Genomic DNA, 23,424 nt, shown 5'->3' with positions numbered 1-23,424 from the left:
GCTGCGGGGGCGCGTCGAGCAGGAGAGCGTGTGAGTCGACAGCTGTCGAGAGGCAATGTGGCGGGGGAGGACTGTCGGTGCGGACGGTCGGGTGCTTGACGCCGCGGGGCGGGGAGAGTGCTCGTCCTACCGCTCTGGATAGTCGGGTTCCTGGGCACGTCTTGCGGCGTGCAGGGCGTCACCCTGCTGACGCCACGTGGCTGCTTCGTCTGGCCGGCCGAGTTTCTCGAGAACGTAGGCCCGGTGCCAGGCGCCTGCGGGCTCACCTGCTTCCGCGAGTTGCTTCCAGCACTCGGCGGCTTCTTCCAGGCGTCCCTGCCTCAGGAGGAAGTCGCCCAAGTACTCGCGGGCCGAGAGACCGATACGGCCAGGTTCATCCGCGGCTCTGCGGTACCAGTGTTCCGCTTCGGAGGCACGCCCCATCTCGTCGAGGACGTCAGCGAGGGTGGATGACGCCCAGGGGCGCCGGTTTCCACGGCCTTTCGGAGCCAGAACTCGCGCTCGTCCTGGTCCGCCGCGTACGCATCCATGCTCTGGATCGCTGGGATCCATCCCGCCTGGGCGGCTCGCCTGCACCATGACGCCGCGGTGAGATCGTGTGCCTCGCCGTGAGGAGTCGCGTTCACTGCCCGGTCATGGTGGACCCGGGTCAGCGAGTACATCGCTTCGGCATCACCGGCCTCCGCGGTAGCGAGCAGCCATCTCTCGGCTGGAGCGTTGCCTTCGCTGCCGGTCTCGTAGAAGTACTGTCCGAGCCGTTTCATCGCGGCTACGTCGCCGGCCTCAGCAGCCGGCTCGACCCACGGCTCCAACGGCTCCGGTCGCTTCGGTATCGCCACCTGGTCTCCATTCCGCCTCATTGCTCCCGGATATCCGGGACTTGACTGATCGCAGTATCCCAACCGGCTGCGGGCGGCCCGGCCGAGCAGGCACATCTCCTCGCAGTCGATCCGGACCCCGGCTCCGGAGTCGGGCGGGAGAGCAGCGGGGCTTCTGGAACACCGTGGAGACCCCGGCAGGTTCCTGGCCTCGGAGAAGGACGCGAGGGTCGCCCCTCGTCTTGCGGCGGTGAACCTGGGCGTCGCATGCGCACCCCCATCGCCGCCCGTCACCGCAGCAGAGTGAACGAAGAGGTGGCAACCCGGATCGCCGAAGCCCGGTGAACTTCCAACCAGGAGGCTCTCAACGTGGTTGGCCCATGCCGGCCACCGGCCCTCCCCGCGTAGGCCGTCAGGTCCCGCGAGAGGACGGCGTTGACACCGGGGAGGCCGTCTGACCGGGCCCATGGCTGCGGCGACCGCCAAGTCGGTCAAAGCCTCAGGCGAGTTGGCTCGTTGGGCAGCGCATGGACATCGAACCTGTACACCTGAGCAAGCCCGGTCTGATCGTGATGGATCTCGTGGCGGCAGACGAACGCACGGCCAACGCCGCAAGGGACCAGCTGGCGCGCATCTGGGCGACGGACGGAGGCGACCGGATCTGGCGACTGCCGGGACAGCCCGGGGTACGCCTGCGGATCCACGCCGACCTGGAACACACGGATCTCGCCGAGGAGGAAGCCCTGGAGGATGACAGGCACCCGGGGGAGGGACAGACACCGGAGCACCACGGCTGACCGCGGAGAACCTGGTGTCCGCGTGGCACGCAGGAACCAGGCTCGTCCAATGGGGTCTCCGGGCCCGGGTGCGTACCCCGTGGAAGCAGCATCATGCCGGCCCCCGGATTCACTACTGTGCCCGATGTGGACGCTCACGACTTCGATCTGGTCCGACCTTCGGCCGAGGACACGGCACTGCTGGCCGATGACTCGCTCTTCGCACGGCGCCTGGGCGCGCTCGGATCCGGAGGGGAGGGGGACCGGGCCCTTGGGCTGCTTCGCGACGCCCACCACGTGCTCCGCGACCCCGGCCGGCACCATCAGCCGTATGTGATCGCCCAGTCCGCCTGCCGCACCGCGATCGAGTGCCTGATGGACCTCGGCGGCACCGACTACGAGGGTCTCGTGGCGGCGCGCAGCGATCTGAGGAAGGCGCTCAAGCCGATCTTCCATCCCGATGGTGGCCGCAAGATCAGCAAGCCGCTGGCCCGGCTGCTCGCCGCCCTGGACGGTCTCGCCGAGTTTCCCGACGCTGTTCCCGCTGAGGGCGGACTGCACGAGGCGCTGGTCTCGCTGCACCGCTCCCGCAGCAACTACCGGCCAGCGCTTCCCGACCTCGCGCACGCGAAAGCGCTGGAGAAGGTCGTCGGCATTCTGGACGGCCTTGAGCAGGTGCCCGAGCAGCTCACCGTCAAGGAGCCCCTCGCCGCGGCATTGCGTGACCTCCACGAGGTACGCCCGGCCGTCCGACGAGATGCGGCGCTGGAGCGGGACTTGGCGGTCGTGGGTGCTGCATACGCGCGCCTGTTGGAGATGGAGAGCGCCCAGGGATCACGGCGCACCCAGCAGATCACGGCACTGGTCCAGGAGCTGCACGGCCGAGAGCCGGGGGCCGGTGAGCTGAAGGCCTACAAGGCGTGGTCGGACTACTACCAGAGCGCCTCCCAAACCATCCACACCGCGTCCGGCTCCGGGCCGGCAGACGCGGTAAAGCTGCTGCACGACGTCCTCACCGTGATCCGTGAGCTCGTGTTCACACTGCCGGACCAGGCTGCGCACTGGGTCCAGCTGGCCTCCGTCACCTCCCCCACCGCCGAACAGGTCCAGGAGGTCAATCAGCTCCACCACCCCTCGGCCACGCAGTACCTGTTCACCAGGTTCACCGGATGGACGTGGCTGGAGAAGCTCGCCGCCGAGCGTCTCCTGCCAGAGGAAGCCCGGTGGCCGGCCGCACCGTACTTCCAGCGGCTGGCCGCCGAAGACCCCGCTCGCCTGACGAAGTGGCTCAAGCCCCGGCTGGAGGAGATCAGCCGGAGAGGCCCCCAGGCTCTTGCGCGGCTGGTCCGGCTCTGCAGGCACCTTCACGGGCACGCGGCGCCGCTCATCGCGCAGGTCATCAAGCGGCACGGCCTCGATGGCATCCAGCTGGAGGTCCTCTACTGGGCGCTGGAGGTCGACCTCGCGCAGCGGGGCGCACCCTGGGCGGAGGTGGTACGGCAGGTCCTGGTCACCGGCGCCGGTACCTCCCCGATCGCGGCATGGGACGTCCAGAGTGCTCTGGCCCAGCTTCAGGAGTCGGCCCGCGTCGAAACGTCCCTGGCTGCCGGGGTGCGCCAAGCCCTGGTTGATGTGCTCGCTGCCCATCTCGCGGTCGGGGGGACCAGCGTTGATCTGCAGATTCGCGATGACCTGCGCTCTCCCACCCTCGCCGGAAGCCCTGCGCTGACCGGCGCGTGGCTGGCGGCGGCGGCCTGCCTGGAGTTCGCACGGTCCGAACGGGACCGAGGTGTGGATCTGGCAGCGCGAACGGGCGCCTGGACGAGCGACTCCGTAGGCGGATGGGAACGCGACCGGCTCCTGGCCGTTCACCTCCTGGACATCGCCGGCGACGACCCGAACGACCCCCAGTGGTGGGCGGCCACGTTCCGCGTGCTCACCCGGCTCGACGCCATGCCCGTGCTCACCGCGGACGTCGCCGCGTTCGTCCGCACGGTCGTCGAGCGGTGCGGACCAGCCCGCGCGGACGTCCTTGAGGCGGCTTTGCGAGGCGGGTTCGGTCCCGTGCCCGACGACGCTGCCCTTCGTGCCGCACGGACGGAACTCGAGGGCCGGAACGTTCGACTCGAACAGGTGCTCAACGCGCTCGCCGCAGGCGACGAGCTCCCGGAATGGGAGTCGCAGGTGCCCGCCGTGTGGCGGACTCTCTGGGCGCTGTCCCCGGTGCTGCCGACCGCAGCCTTGGCACCTTGGTGGCCCGTGGTCGCCCTGCTGACCGAATACGCCGGGCCCCCGCCAGCCGTCACCCAGCCTTTGATCAAGTTCGTGCCGCTCCCCGACACCACTGCGGAAGCACTCGCCGGGTTCCTCACGGTGTGCACGGAGCATGGTGTCGTCCACGGGGCGACGCTGCTTGCTGGCCGCACTCCCACCCGGGGTAACTACTACGAGCGCGCCGAGTTCCGGCTGCTGGACGACGCCGTTCGAGCCGACGCCGACGCCTGGGCTACGGACATTGAGGCCGTCGTGGAGGCCCTCGGCACGTTCGACCTGCGCACCGTCTACCTGGGCGCGCTCAGCACCCACCGGCAGGCCGCCGGGCTCACCGACCCCGACAGCCAGCGCTCCGCTGCCGCGCTCGGCGCGGCCTGGCAACTGGTGGTCCAGCTCGGCGAAGGCGCCGGCAGCGCCGACCCGGATCTCAACGAACGTGCTCGTCGCACTACCTGTCAACTCCTCAAGGACGCCTGGGCAGCAGATATCAACCCTGGCCGAGACGAGAACAAGATCATTCCTTGGCTGATGGCGGCCGCCCGGGAGTGGACCGAGCCCACCCACGCCCCCGACGACCCCTACGTCACCGCGGCCGCCACATCCGGCGGCATGGCGCTGAGCGCCCTCGTTCAGTGGGCGGTACGCCGGGCCGCCGCTGACGGGCACCTACCCACCGACGGCGCCGACCTGATGACCCAGATCCTCACCGATCGCAACGACGCCCGGGCCCTGGCCGTCATCGGCGCGGCACTCACCCCACTGCGTCTGTACGCCGCACCGTGGTACACCACCCACCAGGACACGCTCCTGGACATCGCGGCCGCCGCTGCCCCCGTCCGGTCGTGGCTGCTCTACCTGCAGCGGCTCTCCCCGTACGACTGTGCCGTGCTCGGCGACATCAACCCCGCCGACGCCGCGAGCTACCTGCGCACCGACCCCCCAAAGCAGGTCGCCAACCGGTTCGCGATGGCGTTGCTTCACTTCCCGGACACCTTCGGCCCAGACTTCCTCGCCGAGGTGGCCGACGGTGAGGGCGGCCCGGAAGCCGTCTCAACTCTGCTGGGAGACATCGCCCGAGGGCTTCCCCGGGACCCCGCTGACAACGTCCTGCACGAGCGCGGGCTCGCCCTCTGGGACCAGGTCCTGGACCTCGCCAAAGCCACGTCCGGCCCGCACCTGCCCGGAGCCGGCCACTTTGCCTTCGCGGACGGTCTCACCGCCACGCAGTGGCTGACGCGCACACTGCGCACCGTGATGATCAACCCGGACATCCTGTTCCCTGACCAGGTCGCCGCCCGGGCAGCCAGGACCGCGGAGGTCTACGAGGCCCGCCTGATTCTCGCCCGGCTACTGGCCCTGGTAGACAGCCCCGGGCACGCCGACAACTACCGGATGCCCGGCGTCGTCGAACATGCCCGAGCCGTTCTGGACGCCGCCGAGCCGGGTAGCGAGGGCCGCGCCGAACTCGGACAGGCTCTCGCGCTGCACGCCGACGATGTGGAGGCCGCCATCGCGGAGTGAGAAGCCCCCTCCCTCCGCCCAACCCAGGACACCCGCCGCTCCCCGGATGGATTCCGCCTGACCCTGCCGTGTCCACCGCGCAGCCACCGTCCATGGGTCGACGCGGCCAGGCCGGCGGGTTGTGCGCCCTTCGCGAAGGAGCATCGGGATGTCGCGGCCAGCAGCGTCGCGACGACGTCGACCGAGAGGCATGCCGGGCTGTAGCCCGTGGTCCCCGGGGGTAATCCGATCGAGTGGTGACATGGCGGAGGCACCCACCTCCGTGGGATCACGCGCTAGGTTTTTCCCGGGCAGGACGCGCACCGCCCATCGCCGTACACCCGGTGTCCCACGCCACCAGGTCACATCGCGGCCAAGGTCTTCTCGGGGGCCCGCGATCGACCCGCCGTTCCCTGAACCGCCGGCGATCGCGTGGGGATTAACGCCGGGATTCGGAGAACCCTGTGCCTCGCAAAATCACCACCGCCGCCCGCCGTGCACGCAGCGTCCAGGAGCGCAGCGGCGGGAAGTACACCCCGCTCCTGCGCGACGGCGGCCGCGGTCCCTCCGACCCCGGCCCGACGGCGGCCAGCCCGACCGCGCACGGCGGCTTCCCCCTGCGCGCACTGATCGCCGAGTGCGCGACCCTTCCCCCGTCCCTTCCCGACTGGGGCTGGCACCCTGACGCCATCGAACAGTGCGCCCCCAAGACCTTCGAGTCACAACTGCTCGGCACGCACATCCCCTTCGGAACCGTCATGGCGCTGGCCGGCGAACTCGCCCAGCGCGGACACGCGGACCCCGTAACGGTGGAGTCCGTCAGCCCACTCGAAGACGCCGTCGTGCGATGCGCCCGCCGCCGATTTCAGCTCCACCTCAGCCAGGACGGCCTCTACGAGCTGTGCCCTACACCCGCCTGCACCAGTTACCCGGTCGACGCGAACATCCACCACTGCACCGACCACCTCGCCCACTGCTCCAGCACCCAGCTGAAGGCGATGGCGAGCAACTGGGGCCACGCACGCAGCGAGGAGATGGACCAGGACCCGACTCGCATCGGCGGAAGTACGGACGCGGACGAACTCGTCAAGGCCGCAGCTGCCACCGGCGCGTTCGATGAAGTGGTCACCGCTCTCCTGCACGCCGCCTTCGAGGACCCCGCCATCATCGACGACGTCATGTGGGGTACCGCCACCGGCGCCGTGGACATGCTGCACGGCATGGAGCACGAGCGGATCCGACTGACGCGCATCGCCCTCGCCGAGGTGCGCCGCCTGCGTGCGGCCGCCGGCTCCTGCACAGCATGCGGGAAGCCCCTGCCCTCCTACGGGCCGCTCCTCAAGATCCCGATCTGGTGCTGCTCGACCGCCTGTGCTCCTTCTCGACCCGCCCCGCAGACACCTCAGGATCCGTGGGCCGTCGGACGGAGTCACTGACCACTCCGACCTCACGGCTTTCGGAACCTTGTTCAATCCGCCGTGGGAAAGGCGGCGAGCCGGTCTGCATCGACTGGTGCGGGCCGGCCCGTCGGCACGGACTCCTCGTCCCCACCCGCGGCGCGCACCCATCCATCACCAGACCGTGAAGACCAGGACTCGCAGCAACCGATGAACATCTGGGTGTCTGGAGCCTGGTGTCAGTCCCGGAGCTCCAGGTACGCCTCCACCATGTCCTTCTCCCGCTCGGCCAACTCCGCCTGGACCGACTTCACGACCTCAAGGGCGGCATCGGCAATCCGCTCGCCGTCCAGAACCTCGAAGAGCTTCCCCCCGCTGCCGCCGAGCGGCAGCATCTGCCCGGGCAGATTTCGAAGGGATCGACCGATCCTCTTCTGGCCTGAGGGGGGAGTGGCCGTCCAATCCTGCAGGTCCACCTCGTCAAGGTGCTCCAGGACGTTGCGGACCTCCTCCAGGTCCTGATTCTTAGGTGGGGCGGCCTGGCCACGCTCCTTGGCAAGCCGGGCACGCCACCGCTCGAGCTGGTGCGCCGACCAGACGAGTGTGTGTTCCTCAGCCCACCGCACGCGGTCGTTGTCGTACAGATCGTCCTCGGTCGGGCTCCACTCCTCATTCCGCTCGAAGTTGCGGTCATCTACGGCGGATTTCCTGCGTATTGCCCTCGTGCGCGTGGCCTGCCGGATCACGGCCTCCGCCCACACGCGTACGAAGTGCTGGGCCGCTTCCTCCGCTGTCGCCTCGGGCTCATCGTCCGCTCCGCCGAACGGGGTCGGTTCGTCGAGGGGGTCAGCCTGGAACGGGTCTTTACTCATCCCGCGAGGGTAACGGCAGGCTCACCCATGGGGGCCGAGAGATCGGGCCCCGAAACAGTGTGATGGGTAGGCGGATTGGCGGTCTGAGTAGGTGCGCCCATGCGCACGGAGCGCCCCGGACGGTGCAATGGGCCCATGAACGCGACTTCTCCTCCAAGGCCTCCGACCGCGCGGCTCCTGGCCCCGCCGTGGTGGCTGGCCCCTGCCCTGCTCACCGTGGTGGCGACACTGGGCGGTGTGTGGGGATACCGCTCGTCCCCGATCGTTCACGGCTCGGCATGGCTGGCCCTGCCGTACGTCGTTCCGGCGGCCCTGGTGGCTGCCTCCTGGTGGCCGCCGTCCCGCCCGGGCGCAAATTCCGCGGCCTGGTCCTGGGCGGAGTCGGCGCCTTCGTGGCCCTGGTGTACGCGCACCTGGCGACCTTCGTGCTGTACGCGGTGGCCTTGGTGCTGTGGGCCTTTCAGGGCGGTGGCTGAGGGCGGGAGCAACCCGCCTCGTCGCGGACGCCGACGGCCTGCACCATCTGCCGTGCCGGTCCGAGCGGCGAATCCCCAGCACAGGCGAGAATGGAAAGGAACGGGGGTAACGGAAATGGAATACCTGGTAGTGGTGGGGGTCGGTCTCGCCTGGGGGCTCTTCCAGGCCTGGCGCGGCGGTGCATTCGGCGGCAGGCCGTCGCAAAGGCAGCGGCGTTCCCGATCGTGGAAGAGCGACGGCGTCAGTTTCTCCTGCGGGGACGGTGGGTCCTGCGGTGGGGGCTCCTCCTGCGGTGGCGGCGGAGGCGACTGATACCACGACTCCACCGTGGGCGGGGACACGCCGCCGGACCGTAGGCGGTGGCTGCGGAGTCGAGGGCCAGCCCGGCGGGCTGGCCCTCCTTTTCGTTGAACCCCGTCTATCGGCGGTGCGCAGCACCTCGCCGTTCACCTCCCCTGGTGCGGGATTCGCGGTCGGCCGCCCTGACCTGAGGCGTCCAGGTCGAAACTCAGCAGGCCAGCGGCCTGCACCAAGCGGGAGATCAGGGCTCCACCAGCGTCCTCGCACGCTCCGTGAGCAGAGGCATCAATCGCTCCCGCCACGTATCGAGAGAGACCATTCCGCTGGACATGCCGCCGTGGGCGTATTGCTCCCGGTACGCGGATGACACCGGGTCGCCGATGAGGTCAATTCCCACGAGCTCACTGAACGCTGCCCGGAGAAGGCGGACCACTTCGTCGACCGACGCCGGGACGTCCGTACCAGACAGGTGATCGCGCAGGGCCCGCCAGACATAGGGGTCGCCCCGCAGACCCCATGTCTTCGGCTCCGGATCGAAGAGATCCGCCATCGTCACGACCGGCGCGTCATCAATAGCCATGGTGTCAGTTTCGCAGGGGCTGCCCCCTTCACCTGCGGCTTCGGGGTTGCCAGATACGTACTCAGGGCCTGGCGCCGACGCACACAGTGACCCAGCGCTCCGGTGGTCGCGACCGCCGGCCGGGGATCAGATCAGCTCGCCAGAGCCCCCGGCAACCGCGCGACTGCCGAATCGACGTCTCCTCCACGACCGCCTGCTGGCACTTCGGCCCGGGCCGTCTTCCTCATCCACAGGGGACACAGGGAAGCGTGGGCAGGGATGAAAGGAGAGCAACGTGCAGGACCAAACCGGCCGTGGTGCCGGCCCGGTCACCCTCACGCGCACACACCGGCTGCTGATCGCGGTTGTCGTCTGCGGCGCGGTGGTGATCGCGGCCATCGGATTTGCCGGCAGCTACAGCGCCGTACGAGACCTCGCCCGCGCCAAGGGCTTCGGATCGTTCGCCCATATCCTGCCCATCGGGATCGACGCCGGCATCGCGGTGCTCCTGGCCCTGGACCTCCTTTTGACATGGCTGCGGATCCCCTTCCCGCTGCTGCGGCACTCCGCCTGGCTGCTTACCGCCGCCACGATTGCGTTCAACGCTGCAGTGGCATGGCCTGATCCGATCGGCGTTGGTATGCACGCTGTCATCCCGGTCCTGTTCGTCGTAACCGTCGAGGCCGCGCGGCATGCGGTCGCCCGTCTCATGGACCTCACCAGCAGCCAGCACATGGAGTCCGTCCGCAGGATCCGCTGGTTCCTCGCCTTCCTTCCGACGTTCAAAATGTGGCGCCGGATGAGGATGTGGGAACAGCGGTCCTACGAGCGGGCGGTTCAGGTCGAGCAGGGACTGCAGGTCGAGAAGGCCAAGCTGCGTGCGCGGCATGGGCGTTGGTGGAGGCGCAAAGCCACCCGCGACGAGCTGTTCCCCCTCTACCTCGTCGAACTCGGGCTGCCGCTTAACCCACCGCAGACGGAACTGGACGCCACGTCCGCTTACACCGCCCTCCCGGCCCCCGGTGCCCCCCCGAGTACCACCGAACCAGCGCTTCCTCCGGCCACGAGGGCCGAGGAGCCCGCACAGGCGAAGGCCCCGCCCGAGAAGGAGCCCGCGGGGGAACCCGATAGGGAGCCAGAAGCAGAACCTCCCGAGCCCCGCCGCCGGCGTCCTGCACAGGTCAAGACCCGCAGCGGCCACCGTCGGCCACCACCCCCTCGAAGCCACTCCAGCTCGCCCGTCGGCCCCGCCGCCGGGGCGTCCCAGCTGGAGCTGGACGGCAGCCACGTGAAGAAGCTCCGCGAGATCCGCAGTGACGCCGAAGCCGTCCGATACGCCATGGCGACCCTGGGCACGACGGAGAAACAGCAGCTGGCGTCGTGGCTCACCCAACACGGCCGAGCCGTCAACCGCGGGACCGTTCACCGCGTGACGCAGACGAAGGCGCCCTGAGCCGCTGCGGCCCGAGCTCATACCGGCCCGAGACGCGGAACGCGGCGAGACGACCACGACTTCGTACATCCAACCGAAAGGCACCCATGCCCACGAACCCGCATCTCACCGGCGCCGGATCCCCACGGACACGCTCCGAAGCCGCGCTCAGCGGACCAGTCGCCAGGCACCCGAGCCCTTCGACGGGGCGCACCCGCCGGATCATCACGGCGGCCGCCACTGCGGCCCTCCTCGTCACCGGCGCGAGCGGCTGCGCCCAAGACAGCACCAGCAGTCCCGCGGCGAAGAGCTCCGCAGTACCGAAGGCGGCTCCCAAGGCGCCCTTCGCCCCGGCCGAGCTCGCCCAGGCGTGGAAGACCCCTCCCACCGACACCGATTTGCTGCGCTCCAAGTTGATGGCCACTTGGCGCACGAACACCGCCTACTACATAGGCCGAGGGACCGGCGTAGAGATCCTCGACCCGGCAACCGGGAAGCAGCTGGGCACCGCTACACCGCCCGAACCGGACATGCACCCCTGCGGGATGACCGAAACTCTCACCGCCAGCGGACTCGGCGCCGTCGCCTGGGTCAAGGGCGACCCGCTCCACTACAAGGCCAGCTGCGACCGGATATCCCTGATCGACACCCGCAACGGCAGCAAGACCGTCTGGACCAAGCAGATCAACGGGGCACCCCTGGACGGAAAGCCGCTCACCAACGACACCACCCGGCTCGCCTTCCTCGCCGGCGACATCCTCGCCGTCATGACCCCGAACACCATCGTCGGCCTGCGCACGGACGGCGCCGAAGCGTGGACCTGGCGCAACCCAGGCGTCCCCGCCAACCAGTACGTCCTCAACTGGGACATGACCGCTCATCACGACCGGATCATGGTGATGATCGGCATGGAGGGCGGGCCGGAGCTGTGGAGGTACTGGGTGGCCACCGTCGACGCCACAGGCCGGGAGGTATCCGCCGAGCCTGTACCCATGCCCGTCCCCTCCGGGGGGCACGTCGACCTGGTCGGTGCCGGACCGATGGCCGCCATCGTGCAGCCCCGCGCATTCGACAAGACGACCAAGCCGGAGCTGGTCACCTTCGCGCGGGACGGCAGCGTGGCCCGGCGGATCCCGCTCGCCTCCAGCGCGGGCGCGATCCAGCTCAGGGAGACCTCCCGCCTCGGCCGCACCTCGCGCTTCGACATCGCCTTCAACGGATCCACGGCGTACCTTCTCGCCGGTGACCCCTTCAGTGACACCGCACCCACCCAGATCGTCGCCCTCGACCTCGAGACCGGTGCCACCAGGCGGACCCGGCCCGTCGACGTCATCACCACGCCCCGCTTCCTCGGAGCGGACCCGGACACCGTGTACGTGCTGGCCGGTAAGGCCACCCGTGACATGCCCATCTACGCGTACGACGCCAAGGACGGCACCCGCACCCAGATCAGCACCGTGAAAGCGCCCGACGCCGCCATGTCGATGTCCGGGCTGGTCATCGACTACAGCCCGGGCAACCTGGCGCTGGTCGAGCCCGGGCGCGGGTCTGCCTTCGGAGCCGTGATGTTCCGAGCACCGGGAGCCTGACAGCCAGGGCCGTGCCCTCCACAGAGGGCGCGGCCGGCGACGCACCCGCGCGTGTACGGGCGGTCGTCGGTCGATTCCCCGCGGCGCCGACGTCCCACTGTCATACTCGGCGCGTGCCAGGTGGAAAGCTGCGAACTAAGTCGCCATGTGAATACGTGATCTCGGGGGAGTGACCCGACGCCGCACTGGAGGACCATCCTCCCGCTCGGATCATCCAGCAGGTCTCCCGAAACCTGCGCGACGTCATGACCGGACTCGAGCTCAGCGCGAATGCCCTGGCCAAAGCCAGCGAGGTCAACAGACAGTGCATCGCGAACGTCCTCGCGGGACGGGTCTGGCCCGACATGCTCACTGTGGCCAGCCTGGAGACGACCCTGGAGGTCATCCTCTGGCCGTTCCCGCAGCCTGGGATGGCTCCGCATCAACCCGTCACTCCTGTGACAGCACCAGGGGCAAGGAACCAGCGCAACTGCGCCTGACCGTCGGGCAGCGCAGCACCGGCTTGCCGGCCTTCCGGATCTGGGCAACGGGCCTGCTCAGCGCACCTTGAAGACCTGGGGGCCAATTGAGCGAACGAACCTCGGAGCGCTCCCGGCCGGGGCCGTCGGATCACGCCCGTCGCGCCGCCGCCTCGTCTTCCTCATCCACAGGGAAGCCCGCCTACCGTCCGACGCGGATCGGACCCCGATCTCACAGCGGGGCACGCGCAGCGAAGGACGGTAGGGATGGGAAGCAGCAATTTCGACCGGCAGCTGGAGGAGATGGTCGAGACCTCCGCGAAGGCGCTTGGCCGCTTTCTCTCGGGACTGGAGATGGACGGGATCCGGCGTACGGACGCCGGTTTCCTGCGCAAGGGCGGCCGGGTCCTGGACGGCGTGGAGGGACGGGTCGGCAAGTGGTCCTACCTGCCGTACGCGCAGCGCTCACTCATCAGACTTGGAGGTCTCGGCACGCTGGGCGGGGGCGGCTACACCTACTGGCGCCTGCCCGAACAGACCCTGGAGGTCCTCCCCTACGGCGGAGCCGGCGCCTTCACCCTCGCCGCGGCGGGGGGGATCGTGCACGGCATTCGCAACCGCGGCCAGGCCGAGCTGCTCAAGGAGTGGGTGGAGCCCCTGCACCTGGCTCTGGTCGGACCACTGGGAATATCCCCGCACACCGACCCGCGCTCCTACCTCCACGTCCCGAAGAACTTCAGCGACGACGACGCCGTCATCCGCGTAGACCTCCCGGTTGCTCTCGGCTTCAACGAGAGCGCGGTCATGGAGGCCATCACCCAGAAACTCGCCCTGCAGGGCGTCTCGTTCTCCTGGACCCGCGAAGGTCGAAAGCCGTACGTCCTGGCCCGCAAGGTCCAGCGGCCGCCGTCCAAGGTGGTGTTCTCCGATCCCCGCATCCGGGCTCTCGTCGAGGGCGTCCCGGAGTCCGCCCCGCTGATCGGCCTTGAGCGCGGCGACAAGGTCGTATCCGTCGACCTCGACGCCGAGTCCCCGCATGTACTGGTCAACGCCGGTACGGGCGGCGGCAAGTCGGTCATCCTGCGCACCATCGCCGCCCAGCTCATCCATCACGGGGCGCTGGCCTACGTGCTCGACTTCAAGCGGGTCAGCCACCAGTGGGCGCGCGGAGTCCCGAACGTCACCTACTGCCGCGACATCGCCGACATCCACGAGGCGCTGATCGCGCTCGGCGAGGAAGGCCGGCGGCGGATCCACGCCGCGGAGAAACTCGGGGACGACGCAGACGCCTCGACCGTCGGCCCGCGCCTGGTCATCCTCCTCGAGGAGATCAACGCGACGATGAAGCAGCTCACCCGGTATTGGGACAGCATCAAGGAGAAGGGCGACCCCAAGGTCAGCCCGGCCGTCGACGCTCTCGCAGAGATCCTCTTCATGGGACGCGCCGTGCGGCTCAACGTCCTGCTCGTCGCCCAGTCCGCCACCGCTCGCGCGCTCGGCGGCCCGGAGATGCGAGAGAACTTCGCGACCCGCATCCTCGCCCGGTACACGCAAAACGCCTGGCGCATGCTGGTGCCAGAAGTCCATCCCGCGCCGAAATCCACCCGCCACATCGGCCGCGCGCAGGTGGTCCTCGGAGGCGTCGCCCACGGCACACAGGTCATGTTCATGACCGACGGTGAGGCGCGTGCTTGGGCCATGTCCGGCCCGTCGCCGAAATCGCTGCTGGACTCCACCCCCGCCGCTCCCGTCCGGCCGCAAATGCCCGAACACGCCGAACACCTGCCGGCCGCAGTGACCGAAGCGCAGCCGGCCAAGGCGCCCGTCGCCACAGAGAAGGAGCTCACTCCGAACGGCCCGCCGCAGTCACCGCCGGTCGCAGTGCCGTCCGAACCGGTTCACGTTCCTCCTGTGGCGGCTGCCGAACAGTCGGCCGTCCTGCGGAAGGAACCGACGGAAGTCCCCGTGGGGCTACGCAAGGCCCAGGAGGAACTCCTCCCGGAACTCACCCTCAATGCGATCCGCTGGGCACGGGCCAACGACCCAGACTTCCCCAAGCACGCGGCCAAGAAGGGTGCCGAGCTGCTGTACCTGCCCTCGGACCTCGTCAGATGGGGGCGGAACCGGCAGCGGGCGTCGACCAACACGACACCCTCCTTCGAGGACAGCGTCATGGACTTCTCCTGACCCCAGCCAACCTGGTCGTCGGGAGGCCCGCGCGAGTGGCACTCCCGGCGATACGCGCACTGAGCCCCGGGGCCCGCCGGGAGACCAGGGCGGTCGGCACAGCCGCTCCCTGCCCGACATGGACGATCTCCCGGCGCCAGGGCCGGTGGCCGCCCTCTACCCATCCGTGGACGGATGCCGTGGTCCGTGAACGGGACAGCCCCACGGCCGGCCACGCGGTCGCTCCGCCCCCTTCCGGGGTCCAGCTTGCGCCGACGGCGGCTCCGCACCGACAGGGCCGACGGAGGTATGCGCGGCGCTGCATGCCGCCGGTCGTGTCCCTGTCGGTGCGACCCTCTGTGGCGGCGGTCCCCATCTCAGAGGCCTCGCGTACGCTGCCGCGCACCCCACCCGTCGTCTTGAGGAGACCGACCTCCATGCGCCCCGCGCCCTTCCGCGAATGGGCTGCCTCCGCCCTGGCCGCAGCAGCCCGGCTTCGGCGCCGACTTCTACAACGGCACCAAAATCTTCGTCCTCATCGACCACACGGCGCGCTCGGGCCAGGGTCTCGGCGGCGGCCGGCTGCAGTCCCGCTTCTGAAATCGTGCCGCGGGAGTGCCGCCGGCCGTAGTTGCCTTGGCGCGCGGTCTACGAGGCAGGACACCGCGAGGCAACAGCCGCCCGGGGCGCGATCTGCATGCGTCGTCCATCCCACATCACGGTCTCCGCGGGCAGGATCAGCAGCCCCGCTTCCCCGTCGGCCCAGGCCGCGCCGATACGCCGCACCTGGACGGCGGCGCCGCCCGCGCCGGCCATATAGACCGTAGGGTCGACCTCCCAACCGTGCCTGGCAAGCCACGCCTCCATCCGGGTCATATCCGAAGGTGTCGCCCCGCGCGGCCACTCGTACGTGCTCTCGCTGTCCATGTCCGTCCCCCCGTTGTGTTCGGATACCCGACGCGCCGCAGATCCTCCCACCCGCCACCGACAGAGGCCGCGCAATTTCGGCGCGGCCCGGAGAGGATGCGGACCATATCCACGGCGCCCCTCTGGGGGGCTCTAGGCCTCGTCGGGTGTCCGCGTCCGCGCCTCTGGCCGGCGGCATGAGCTGGCTCTGACGCCGCGGGGCAGCGCTTTCGCCAGCGCCACGGCTACTCCATCCGCTCGAGGACGACCTGCTTCACCAGCTGGTGGGGGTCGCCTGTAAGGAGCTCCCACATTTTGCGGTTCGACGGCTCCAGCAGGAAGCGCATCCACGCCGCGTAGTCGCACGCCGGCTTGCACGCCTGACCCCAGTGCGGGGTGACCCCTTGGTCCTGCAAGTCCGCGTGTCCCATTCCACGCGTCTGAGGGGAAAAGATCCGCAAGGTCGTCTCCCGGAGCCGGTCCAACTCGGAATCCGCCAGGAGCGTGCGCACATGGCCGAAGTCAGTCACGCCGACGACCGACCCCCGCGCGTGCTCCCAGTAGCCCTCACCGCCGGTCAGGCGCGCGTACAGGAGTCCGACCTGGTCGTCCGACCGTGCCACCGCTGCCATGATCGCGGCTACATCGCCGTCCGTGAGCGGCGCCCCGCCCGCTGTGTGGATCACCTTCGCGGCTTCCCGGAACGCGGCGGTCGGGGAGCGCTGCGGCGTTCCCTGATCGCCGAACAGCTCGTCGATGACGGCTTGCACCTCCCGACGGCCCTCGCCCTGCATTGCCGCTTCGACCACGGTCATCGCATCGCGTACGTCCCGGGCCATCCGTGCCTTTCGTTCCGCGAGGTGGTCGCCCATATCGCCCGAGATCGCAGGCAGCTGGAGCGTTCCCCGTTCGGCCTGACCGGCGACCCTCACGACTGCCGCGTCCAACTCCTCACGGAGCTTGGAGTGGGCCTCCGGCTCCGGGCTCAGAGCAAGGAGGTACCACCCCACTACCGGGCACATGTGCCCGGTTCCCTTACGAGCGCGGGCGCACACGAACGCCGCCTGCGCTGCGTCTTCCACCGTCGCCCCTGCCCGACCGGGGAGCGGGATGAAGCGGCTCAGCCGATCCCGGCGCAGCAACTCGTCGTTGTAGACCAGCGGGCCGTACCCGAGCCGGTCCAGGATCGCGCGGACCGGTCCGAGTGCTGCCGGCGGCGGCTTCGTCGTCATGACGCCAGAGGGTAGAAGGCGCAGTCGGCAGGCCGCGGGCGGATGCAGTTTTTCCCCTGATCCGTACTCTCCTGCTCGGTCCACGGGAACGTGGTTCAGCGCCCAGCACCTGGGACTGACCTGAACGCGCCGGGCTCCCCCCGGGCGAGAGACCTTCGTGATCGGAGACGAGAGATGACCGCCAACAGCACGACTCGCAATGAGCGCACCTCGCGGCCCGCCCTGGAAGTACACCTGGGCGGACTGCACCTCATCGTGGACCGTGTTCCCTACTGGCTCGTGGCCGCCGTCGTCATGGCCTTGATGGCGGCTGGTGGGATCACGATCACCTGGACATGAGCACGCGCCGAAGACCAGGCGCGCCACCGGGGCCGGGTGGTGACGCGTTCTCTCTGGCCAGTTCGGGCAGGGCCGCCACCGCCGATGTGGTCAGGCGATGCCGCAATCGGGCCGTGCGTACCCCCTGCAGGGCGCGCTCCCACGCGTCAGGGCCTTGTCGGCGAGGGCGTCGAAGAAGGGGCCCGGGTCAACTGGCTGGAACGCCGCCGGCGCGGGCCAACTTGCCGTGCTCTTCAGCCGTCGTAGGCGGTGGATAGCGAAGCGTCAGGATGATGACGAACGTGTCGCCGAACTCCGCGGCGGCCAACTCCGTCAAGCCGTCGAGTTCATGGCCGACCGCCGAGCTGATGTCGTCCGCCGCAATGGCGTCCCTTCCGTGTGCAGCAGGGCGCCGGCGGCGACCCATGCGAGCCCGTCGAAGTAGCCACGCTCCTCGGTGATGCGAAAGTCCACCGCTCAGGAACAGCACCCTGGGCGGTGAAGCGCCCGATCAGGGCAGTACGGAGATCGTCGAGGAGACGGCCGGTAGACGCACCGGTCGGGTGGTGCTGGGGCAAAGTGCACCTCCTTCACGTCAGCCGTTTCCGGCATGGATACGTGTACCTGACTTTGGTATCGCCGAGTGGGGTACTCACTCGTGAATTTGCGCCGCTCCGATCCCGGACGTGTATGCCCGTGCCTCGAATGCCTGGAGTGGAAGCCGGAAGAGTCCGGTCGCGAGATAGGCGACTGCCCTGCCTAAGGCGCCCGGAATCACTGTCGCACCCACGGCCGGGCCCTAGTAATCAATGAACTGCTCTGACCAGGGTCAACGGCCTCAGTCTCCAGAATTCATCTTCCTTATCCACAGGCCCGCTCTCCTAGGTTCTTTCATGTGCTTCCCGGACCGGAAAGTCCGTCGGAGGAATTGGCGACCCGTCATGTCCTCATTTCTGGAAAGCCGCTCCAGATGGCCCGAGAAAGAAAGGAGGCAGGCGAATGGGACTGCGCAGAAGCAAGGAAACCGACGGTCAGGAGCTGGCCGACGCCATCGCGCAGCGCACCGCGGCCAGCGTCCCCACCAGTGGCTCGCCCGCAGGCCCCGCCCCAGGCGTGCCCCGCAAGCCCGACGGCGGCGTATGGACCGAAGAGAAGGAGTCCACCGGCCGCTCCGCAGCGAGGACCGCAGGACGGGTCGTGCTGTGGCTGGTCCTCGGCGTGTTCGTCGTGGCGGGCGCGCGCAGCATCATCCTCCCGCCGCTGCCGCCCGAGGCTCCCCCGCAGGCCGACAGCGAAGCAGCCGCCAAGGACGACGTCCCCGTCGACGAAGCGCGCCAAGTCGCCGAGCGCTTCGGACGCGCCTACCTGACCTGGTCGGAGAAGGCGGCGTCCAGCCGGGCCACAGAGCTCGCCCGGGACCTGCCGGAGGGCACCGACACCAAGATGGGCTGGAACGGCCTGGGCGACCAGGGCACCAGCCAGGCGGTAGCCGGCGCCGTTGTGCAGACCAGTCCGCATCGGGCCCAGGTGCTGGTCGACGTGAAGACGGTGACGGCTGTCACCGAGAACAAACAGACCCGCAACATCTCCCGCTGGCGGACCCTCAGGATTCCCGTGGCCCAGACCGGCGGCCGCGTCCTGGTCACCGGCCAGCCCGCCCTCGTCGGCACACCCAAGCCGGGCAAGTACGAACAGCCCAGCCCGCCCGAGGCCGACCTCGCCCTGTCACAGGAGACCCGGAAGTCGATCGAGGAGTTCCTCTCCGCCTGGGCACAGGGCCGCGAAGCGCAAGCGGCCGCTCCAGGTGCCGCATTGGCGCCGCTCGGCGGGGGAGTGCGCCTCGAGCGACTGGACTCCTGGACGGTCCACGCGGGCTCCGGCGACAAGCGCACCGGAACAGCGGTGGTGACGTGGAACTTCGGCCGCGCGCAGCTGCAGCAGACCTACCTGATCACCCTCACCCAGGTCACCACCGGTGCGGCGACCCGCTGGCAGGTCCTCAACGCCAGCACCCCGTAGCCCGCCCGACCGGCCGGCTGCCCCAAACCCCCACCCCACGAAGGAGAACCCGTGGACCTCCCCGCGTACGCGCGCGCCATCGTCGGTGCCCTGTTCAGCCTCGTGCTGCTCTGGTACGGCTTCGAACACTGGATGAAGCGCGCCTGGGGCATGCTCATCACCCACATCGCCGGTGCCGCCGTCGTCGCTTACATCCTCTACAAGCCCGAAGCGGCGATGTCGCTCCTCCAGTCGCTCGGCGACATGATCGCCGCCTTCTTCCGGCGGTGAGCCGGGATGCGTGAAACCCGTACCTACACCGAGTACTGGGACGTGCAGACCTACCAGCACGAACTGCTCGGCATGGACCTCGGCGAGGGCATCCCCCGCACGACCCTGCGCTACGGGGCGGCAATTTTCGCGATCTGGTGGGCCCTGTGCCTGCTGCTCGTGGGCGCGCCGTCCCAGCCGATCCTCGTCCCCCTGTTCATCATCCCGCCCGGCCTCATCACCCTGGTCGGCTCCCGCCGCTCCACCGTGTACTGGCGGCGCACCAACCTGCAGATGTGGGCCGTGCGCGCGGTGTTCCTGCTCACCGGAGTCCGCCCCCTCATCGGCCGCGGCCGCATCACCCCGCCGCGCGGCGGACTGCGGCTGCGGGCCCGCCGCCTGGGGGAGAAGGCCCCCCACCTCGCCACCATGCCGGGATTCGGGCCCGCCTTCGCACAGCCGGCGACGGACACCCCCCTGCCCGTCCCGCCCGTGAAGGTCCGCCCGCGAGTGCGGCTGTACGGCCCCGACCACATCGGCCGCCTGCGGGGCACCGCCCGCGCCCCCCGCCGCAAGAAGGAGTCCTGACCCGTGCAGACCGCCATCGACGTCCAAGCCCTGCGTACCTCCGTACGCCTCGGCGACCAGCACACCATCGGGGCGCTCGCCCGCGTTCACGGCCCGCTCCTGGGACTCGGCGACAACGACCAGCCGCTGGCCATGACCGACCACTGCGAGCACCTCCTGGTCGCCGCCGGCGCCGGAGCGGGCACCACCACCCTGCTGCGCGCCCTCGCCGCGCAGAGCCTGAGCCTGGGCGCCTCCGTCACCTTCCTCGATACCGCTCGCGCCCACCGATGGGCCCTCGGACTGCCCCGGGCCACCCACCTGTCCCGCCTCGAGGCGATCCACGACCACCTGATCGCCGCCGCCGCGGCCCTGCCGTCCGTGCACGTCGGCGGCGGCTGGAAGCAGCGCACCGTCTTTCTGACCGAGCAACTCGGCTCCCTCGTCCAGGGTCTGCGCCAGTACTGGAACCTGACCCGCCCCGAGAGCCAGCTCGAGGAAAGCCCGGCCGTCGAAGCGCTCACCACGCTCCTGGACGCAGGTCCCGGGCGCGGCGTGCAGTTCATCGCGGGCAACCCCGCGGGCACCGTCCCAGGGCTGTTGGACGAGAGCCTGTCCGAGGTGTTCCCGACCCGGGTCATATCCGGCTCGGCAACGTTGTGGGCGCGCCTGGCACCCACCGTCTGGTTCGTGCCGCCCGCCTCGTGCCTGGCCGGCCGCATGCACATGGTCACCGACGGCGCCCCCGTCGCCATGCAGACCCTGCAGCTGTCCGAGACCGAAGCCCGCCAGCTGGCCGGCGGCCCCACCCAGAAGACCAAAACCGACAAGACCCAGGGACGATAGCCATGTCAGCGCAAACCAAGCAGCCCTCCTTCACCCGACTCGCGCGCATGGTAGGCCTCTCGGCCGAGCGGCTCCTGCCGCCTGCCCGCCTGGTAGCTGTGTCCGACGGCGTCGTCGTCACCGACACCGCGGCCTGGGCCTACTTCACGCTCGCCTCCTCCAACACCGACCTCATGGCGACCGAGGCACAGGACGCCGAGCAGGACGCCGCGTCCACCGCCCTGGCCAAGGTCCTGGCCGGCTACGACGCACACCTCAAGATCCTCTGGTCCCAGCAGGACGGCGCCTCGTTCCGCGATGAGGCGCACCGCATCTTCACCGCCGGAGACGTGGCGGCGATCGCCGAGATGTGGGCTGCCCGGCTCAACCAGCTCGCCCTGCCGCAGCGCCACCTCCTGCTCGGGGTCAAGATCGCCACCCGCGACACCGTGGCCCGGGCGAACGCCAAGTCCGCGCTGGTCAGCGCCCTGGGCCTGGCTGCGCCCGGGCTGCCGAAGTCCGAGCTCCTCAAGTACGACGGGCTCGCCCGCCGCCTCGGGCGCCGGCTCGAAGCGACACCCTGGAGAGCCAGCCTGGCCCCCGCCGAGAACCTGGCCTGGGCGATTTCCCGGGAGTCGTTCCGGCCCCAGTCGGCCCCGCCCCACCTGCCGCCGGTCGGTGGCGCGTCCCTGGTCCGACTCGCGCAGTCCCACGTCGAACCGCACGCCGACCACGTACGGATCATCAACGCCCAGGGCACCACCGCGGCGTGGGTGGCCGTGATGGCCATGCCCACCTTCCCCCACGAAATCACCACCCCGGGCGAGCAGGAGTGGCTGCGCTGCCTCTCCGAGATTCGCTACATCCCCGCCGGTGGGAACGGCGACGAAGTCCTGGTGTGCCCGGAGGCCTCGGTGCGCTGGACCGTATTGCAGCGCGGCGACGCCCTCAAGGCGGTCAACAAGGTCCGCGCCACCGCCAAGGAGCAGCGCAACTCCGCCGCCGAGAACAGCGCCGGCCAGACCTCCACAGAGACGGAGGAGAGCGAAGCCATCATGGAGGAGCTGCGCCGCGGCATGACGCGCGACGGCCTGACCCTCGTGGAGGACCACCCGCGGATCATCGCCTCCTCCACCGTGTCCGTCGAGGACCTGCGCGCCCGTTGCGACGCCGTCACCTCCCACTACGCCGACCTCGCCATCGACTGCGTGATCGCCAGCGAGGAGCAGCGGGACCTGTGGCTGGAAGCACAGATCGGCGACACGCTCCGCGTTACCGACCTCGGCCACATCCGCGAAACCGGCGCGCTGGCCGCAAGCATGTGGTGGGGCGGCAGTGAGGCCGGGGACGACTCCGGACCCATCGCCGGTTTCCTCACCGGCACCACCCCCGGCATGTGCCGGCTCGACGTCACCGCCGGCTCCGCCCGAGGCGACGCGACCACCACGATCCTCGTGGGGCGCAGCGGCCGCGGTAAGACGACCGCGATGATGATGGCCCAGCTCACCGCCGCCCAAAAGGGCGCATTTGCCTTGATGTTGGGCTTCAAGGGTGACGAGGGCGGTCTCATCCGCGCCGGCCGCCACCTCGGGCTGTCCTCCCACCAGGTCACCGCCAGCGCCGCAACTCCGGCCGTCGCCGACCTCTACCGGCTGCTGCCGAAGGACGACGCCGCGTTGGAGGTCGTCTCCCAGCTGCTGATCATCCTGCCGCAGCGGATGCGGGACGCCGGTGTGGAGACCCAGCTGCTGAAGGCCTGCAACGCCGTCGGCGCGGGCCCGGACCCGGCCACCTGGCGCGTTGTCGAGCTGCTCTCCCAGAGCGAGGACCCGCTCGCCCGTGACGCAGGGACCGCGCTCGCCGAGCTCGCCCGGACCCAGCTCGGCGCGCCCCTGCTCGGCCAGCCCGAGCCCGGAGCCTCCCCCCTGCGCCCCGACCCCGGCGTCTGGCTCGTCCAGGTCCCCGGACTCAAGCTCCCCAAGGCGGGCACCCCGCCGGCCGACATGACTCTCAACGAGCGCGTCTCGCTCGCCCTGATGCGCGGCCTGATCGCGTACGCGCTCCACACGGCTTCCCGGCCCGACCTGCGTGGCCTGCCCAAGGGCATCTTCATCCCCGAAGTCCACGTCCTGACCGCCACCGACGACGGCCGCCGCTTCCTGGACTACATCGCACGCACCGGCCGCGCGCTGGACACGGCCCTGGTCCTGGACACCCAGGACCCCTCCAGCCTCCTCGGCCTGGACGGCGTGCTGGAGGCGACGACCACGGTGGCGGCGTTCGAGACGTCCACCCGGCCCCAGCAGGACGCGCTCTCCGAACTCCTTCGCCTGCCCGTCGGCGAGTCCAGCCGAGCGCTGCTGCGCACCGTCGGCAAGGACGCCAAGGGCGAGATCGTCCACGGCCACTGCGTCGTACGTGACCGGCGCGACCGGGTGGCCACCATGCAGTGGGACGTGCCCGACGAGGAGCTGCTCAGGCTGCTGTCCACCAACCCCAAGGACCAGGCCGAACAGCACGCCGCCGACAGCGCAGTCCCCGCCGACAACGGCGAGGCAGGGCAGGCGAAACCCGAAGAAGAGCCCGTCGACGCGGACTTGGACGAAGCATCCCCCGTCCACAGGGCAGATGGGAGATCCTCAGACTCCACTTGATCGCCAAGCAGCCCGGCCCGCCCGGGCCCCGCCGAA

The 23,424-nt window shown here is 69.8% G+C and carries 19 protein-coding genes; 14 read left to right on the top strand and 5 right to left on the bottom strand.

Features of this window, described 5'->3' with window-relative positions; translation table 11 throughout:
• Nucleotides 1-126 precede the first annotated feature (126 nt).
• Nucleotides 127-552: a tetratricopeptide repeat protein gene (locus AC0693_RS31895; protein WP_478803683.1), complete on the bottom strand. Its 426-nt coding sequence runs from the start codon at nt 550-552 to the stop codon at nt 127-129.
• Between the two features lie 793 nt (nt 553-1,345).
• Between AC0693_RS31895 and AC0693_RS31890 the strand changes: the two genes are divergently transcribed.
• The 3 genes from AC0693_RS31890 (at nt 1,346) to AC0693_RS31880 (ending at nt 6,804) form a co-directional block, all read left to right on the top strand.
• Nucleotides 1,346-1,615, top strand: coding sequence for a DUF6207 family protein (locus tag AC0693_RS31890; protein WP_478803682.1), 270 nt, complete (start codon nt 1,346-1,348; stop codon nt 1,613-1,615).
• Nucleotides 1,616-1,741: 126 nt separating this feature from the next.
• Nucleotides 1,742-5,389 (top strand): hypothetical protein, encoded by a 3,648-nt coding sequence (locus AC0693_RS31885; RefSeq protein WP_478803681.1) that lies wholly within the window; start codon nt 1,742-1,744, stop codon nt 5,387-5,389.
• A 443-nt stretch (nt 5,390-5,832) separates the two neighbouring features.
• Complete coding sequence (locus AC0693_RS31880; RefSeq protein WP_478803680.1) at nt 5,833-6,804, top strand: hypothetical protein; 972 nt, start codon at nt 5,833-5,835, stop codon at nt 6,802-6,804.
• A gap of 200 nt (nt 6,805-7,004) precedes the next feature.
• Here AC0693_RS31880 and AC0693_RS31875 read toward each other — a convergent pair whose 3' ends face one another.
• Nucleotides 7,005-7,637, bottom strand: coding sequence for a hypothetical protein (locus tag AC0693_RS31875; RefSeq protein ID WP_478803679.1), 633 nt, complete (start codon nt 7,635-7,637; stop codon nt 7,005-7,007).
• 278 nt (nt 7,638-7,915) lie between these two features.
• On the opposite strand from AC0693_RS31875, the gene AC0693_RS31870 reads away from it, so the two are divergent.
• Entirely contained in the window at nt 7,916-8,113 is a 198-nt protein-coding gene (locus AC0693_RS31870) for a hypothetical protein (RefSeq protein WP_478803678.1), read from the top strand.
• Between the two features lie 542 nt (nt 8,114-8,655).
• Here AC0693_RS31870 and AC0693_RS31865 read toward each other — a convergent pair.
• Nucleotides 8,656-8,994, bottom strand: a complete 339-nt coding sequence (locus AC0693_RS31865; RefSeq protein WP_478803677.1) for a hypothetical protein — start codon at nt 8,992-8,994, stop codon at nt 8,656-8,658.
• Nucleotides 8,995-9,268: 274 nt separating this feature from the next.
• Here AC0693_RS31865 and AC0693_RS31860 point away from each other — a divergent pair, with 274 nt between their 5' ends.
• The 4 genes from AC0693_RS31860 to AC0693_RS31845 all read left to right on the top strand — a co-directional run bounded on the left by AC0693_RS31860 (nt 9,269) and on the right by AC0693_RS31845 (nt 14,639).
• Entirely contained in the window at nt 9,269-10,426 is a 1,158-nt protein-coding gene (locus tag AC0693_RS31860) for a DUF2637 domain-containing protein (protein ID WP_478803676.1), read from the top strand.
• A gap of 86 nt (nt 10,427-10,512) precedes the next feature.
• Nucleotides 10,513-11,994, top strand: coding sequence for a hypothetical protein (locus AC0693_RS31855; protein ID WP_478803675.1), 1,482 nt, complete (start codon nt 10,513-10,515; stop codon nt 11,992-11,994).
• Nucleotides 11,995-12,239: 245 nt separating this feature from the next.
• Nucleotides 12,240-12,473, top strand: a complete 234-nt coding sequence (locus tag AC0693_RS31850) for a hypothetical protein (RefSeq protein ID WP_478803674.1) — start codon at nt 12,240-12,242, stop codon at nt 12,471-12,473.
• A 246-nt stretch (nt 12,474-12,719) separates the two neighbouring features.
• Entirely contained in the window at nt 12,720-14,639 is a 1,920-nt protein-coding gene (locus tag AC0693_RS31845) for a pRL2-11 (protein WP_478803673.1), read from the top strand.
• A 627-nt stretch (nt 14,640-15,266) separates the two neighbouring features.
• Here the strand turns inward: AC0693_RS31845 and AC0693_RS31840 are convergent.
• Entirely contained in the window at nt 15,267-15,545 is a 279-nt protein-coding gene (locus AC0693_RS31840; protein WP_478803672.1) for a hypothetical protein, read from the bottom strand.
• Between the two features lie 224 nt (nt 15,546-15,769).
• Complete coding sequence (locus AC0693_RS31835; RefSeq protein ID WP_478803671.1) at nt 15,770-16,756, bottom strand: hypothetical protein; 987 nt, start codon at nt 16,754-16,756, stop codon at nt 15,770-15,772.
• 174 nt (nt 16,757-16,930) lie between these two features.
• On the opposite strand from AC0693_RS31835, the gene AC0693_RS31830 reads away from it, so the two are divergent.
• The 6 genes from AC0693_RS31830 (at nt 16,931) to AC0693_RS31805 (ending at nt 23,388) form a co-directional block, all read left to right on the top strand.
• Nucleotides 16,931-17,095: a hypothetical protein gene (locus AC0693_RS31830; protein WP_478803670.1), complete on the top strand. Its 165-nt coding sequence runs from the start codon at nt 16,931-16,933 to the stop codon at nt 17,093-17,095.
• 978 nt (nt 17,096-18,073) lie between these two features.
• Complete coding sequence (locus AC0693_RS31825) at nt 18,074-19,093, top strand: conjugal transfer protein (RefSeq protein ID WP_478803669.1); 1,020 nt, start codon at nt 18,074-18,076, stop codon at nt 19,091-19,093.
• A 51-nt stretch (nt 19,094-19,144) separates the two neighbouring features.
• Nucleotides 19,145-19,363 carry a TcpD family membrane protein gene (locus tag AC0693_RS31820; RefSeq protein ID WP_364857016.1) on the top strand — a complete coding sequence of 73 codons (219 nt, stop codon included), beginning with the start codon at nt 19,145-19,147 and terminating at the stop codon, nt 19,361-19,363.
• Between the two features lie 6 nt (nt 19,364-19,369).
• Nucleotides 19,370-19,930, top strand: a complete 561-nt coding sequence (locus AC0693_RS31815; protein WP_478803668.1) for a hypothetical protein — start codon at nt 19,370-19,372, stop codon at nt 19,928-19,930.
• 3 nt (nt 19,931-19,933) lie between these two features.
• Complete coding sequence (locus AC0693_RS31810) at nt 19,934-20,755, top strand: cell division protein FtsK (RefSeq protein WP_478803667.1); 822 nt, start codon at nt 19,934-19,936, stop codon at nt 20,753-20,755.
• Between the two features lie 2 nt (nt 20,756-20,757).
• Nucleotides 20,758-23,388: an ATP-binding protein gene (locus AC0693_RS31805; protein ID WP_478803666.1), complete on the top strand. Its 2,631-nt coding sequence runs from the start codon at nt 20,758-20,760 to the stop codon at nt 23,386-23,388.
• The last annotated feature ends 36 nt before the right edge of the window (nt 23,389-23,424 follow it).

The sequence above is a fragment of the Streptomyces sp. NPDC043876 genome, assembly GCF_056435825.1.
The sequence above is the reverse complement of the archived record's forward strand: the minus strand, read 5'-3'. Positions and strand labels throughout refer to the sequence as shown.

Excerpts from the sequence above, each read along its gene's own strand:
- AC0693_RS31895 (WP_478803683.1), bottom strand. The coding sequence starts at position 552 with ATGGATCCCAGCGATCCAGAGCATGGATGCGTACGCGGCGGACCAGGA.
- AC0693_RS31890 (WP_478803682.1), top strand. The coding sequence starts at position 1,346 with ATGGACATCGAACCTGTACACCTGAGCAAGCCCGGTCTGATCGTGATG.
- AC0693_RS31875 (WP_478803679.1), bottom strand. The coding sequence starts at position 7,637 with ATGAGTAAAGACCCGTTCCAGGCTGACCCCCTCGACGAACCGACCCCG.
- AC0693_RS31870 (WP_478803678.1), top strand. The coding sequence starts at position 7,916 with ATGGCTGGCCCTGCCGTACGTCGTTCCGGCGGCCCTGGTGGCTGCCTC.
- AC0693_RS31865 (WP_478803677.1), bottom strand. The coding sequence starts at position 8,994 with ATGGCTATTGATGACGCGCCGGTCGTGACGATGGCGGATCTCTTCGAT.
- AC0693_RS31855 (WP_478803675.1), top strand. The coding sequence starts at position 10,513 with ATGCCCACGAACCCGCATCTCACCGGCGCCGGATCCCCACGGACACGC.
- AC0693_RS31850 (WP_478803674.1), top strand. The coding sequence starts at position 12,240 with ATGACCGGACTCGAGCTCAGCGCGAATGCCCTGGCCAAAGCCAGCGAG.
- AC0693_RS31845 (WP_478803673.1), top strand. The coding sequence starts at position 12,720 with ATGGGAAGCAGCAATTTCGACCGGCAGCTGGAGGAGATGGTCGAGACC.
- AC0693_RS31840 (WP_478803672.1), bottom strand. The coding sequence starts at position 15,545 with ATGGACAGCGAGAGCACGTACGAGTGGCCGCGCGGGGCGACACCTTCG.
- AC0693_RS31835 (WP_478803671.1), bottom strand. The coding sequence starts at position 16,756 with ATGACGACGAAGCCGCCGCCGGCAGCACTCGGACCGGTCCGCGCGATC.
- AC0693_RS31830 (WP_478803670.1), top strand. The coding sequence starts at position 16,931 with ATGACCGCCAACAGCACGACTCGCAATGAGCGCACCTCGCGGCCCGCC.
- AC0693_RS31825 (WP_478803669.1), top strand. The coding sequence starts at position 18,074 with ATGGGACTGCGCAGAAGCAAGGAAACCGACGGTCAGGAGCTGGCCGAC.
- AC0693_RS31815 (WP_478803668.1), top strand. The coding sequence starts at position 19,370 with ATGCGTGAAACCCGTACCTACACCGAGTACTGGGACGTGCAGACCTAC.
- AC0693_RS31805 (WP_478803666.1), top strand. The coding sequence starts at position 20,758 with ATGTCAGCGCAAACCAAGCAGCCCTCCTTCACCCGACTCGCGCGCATG.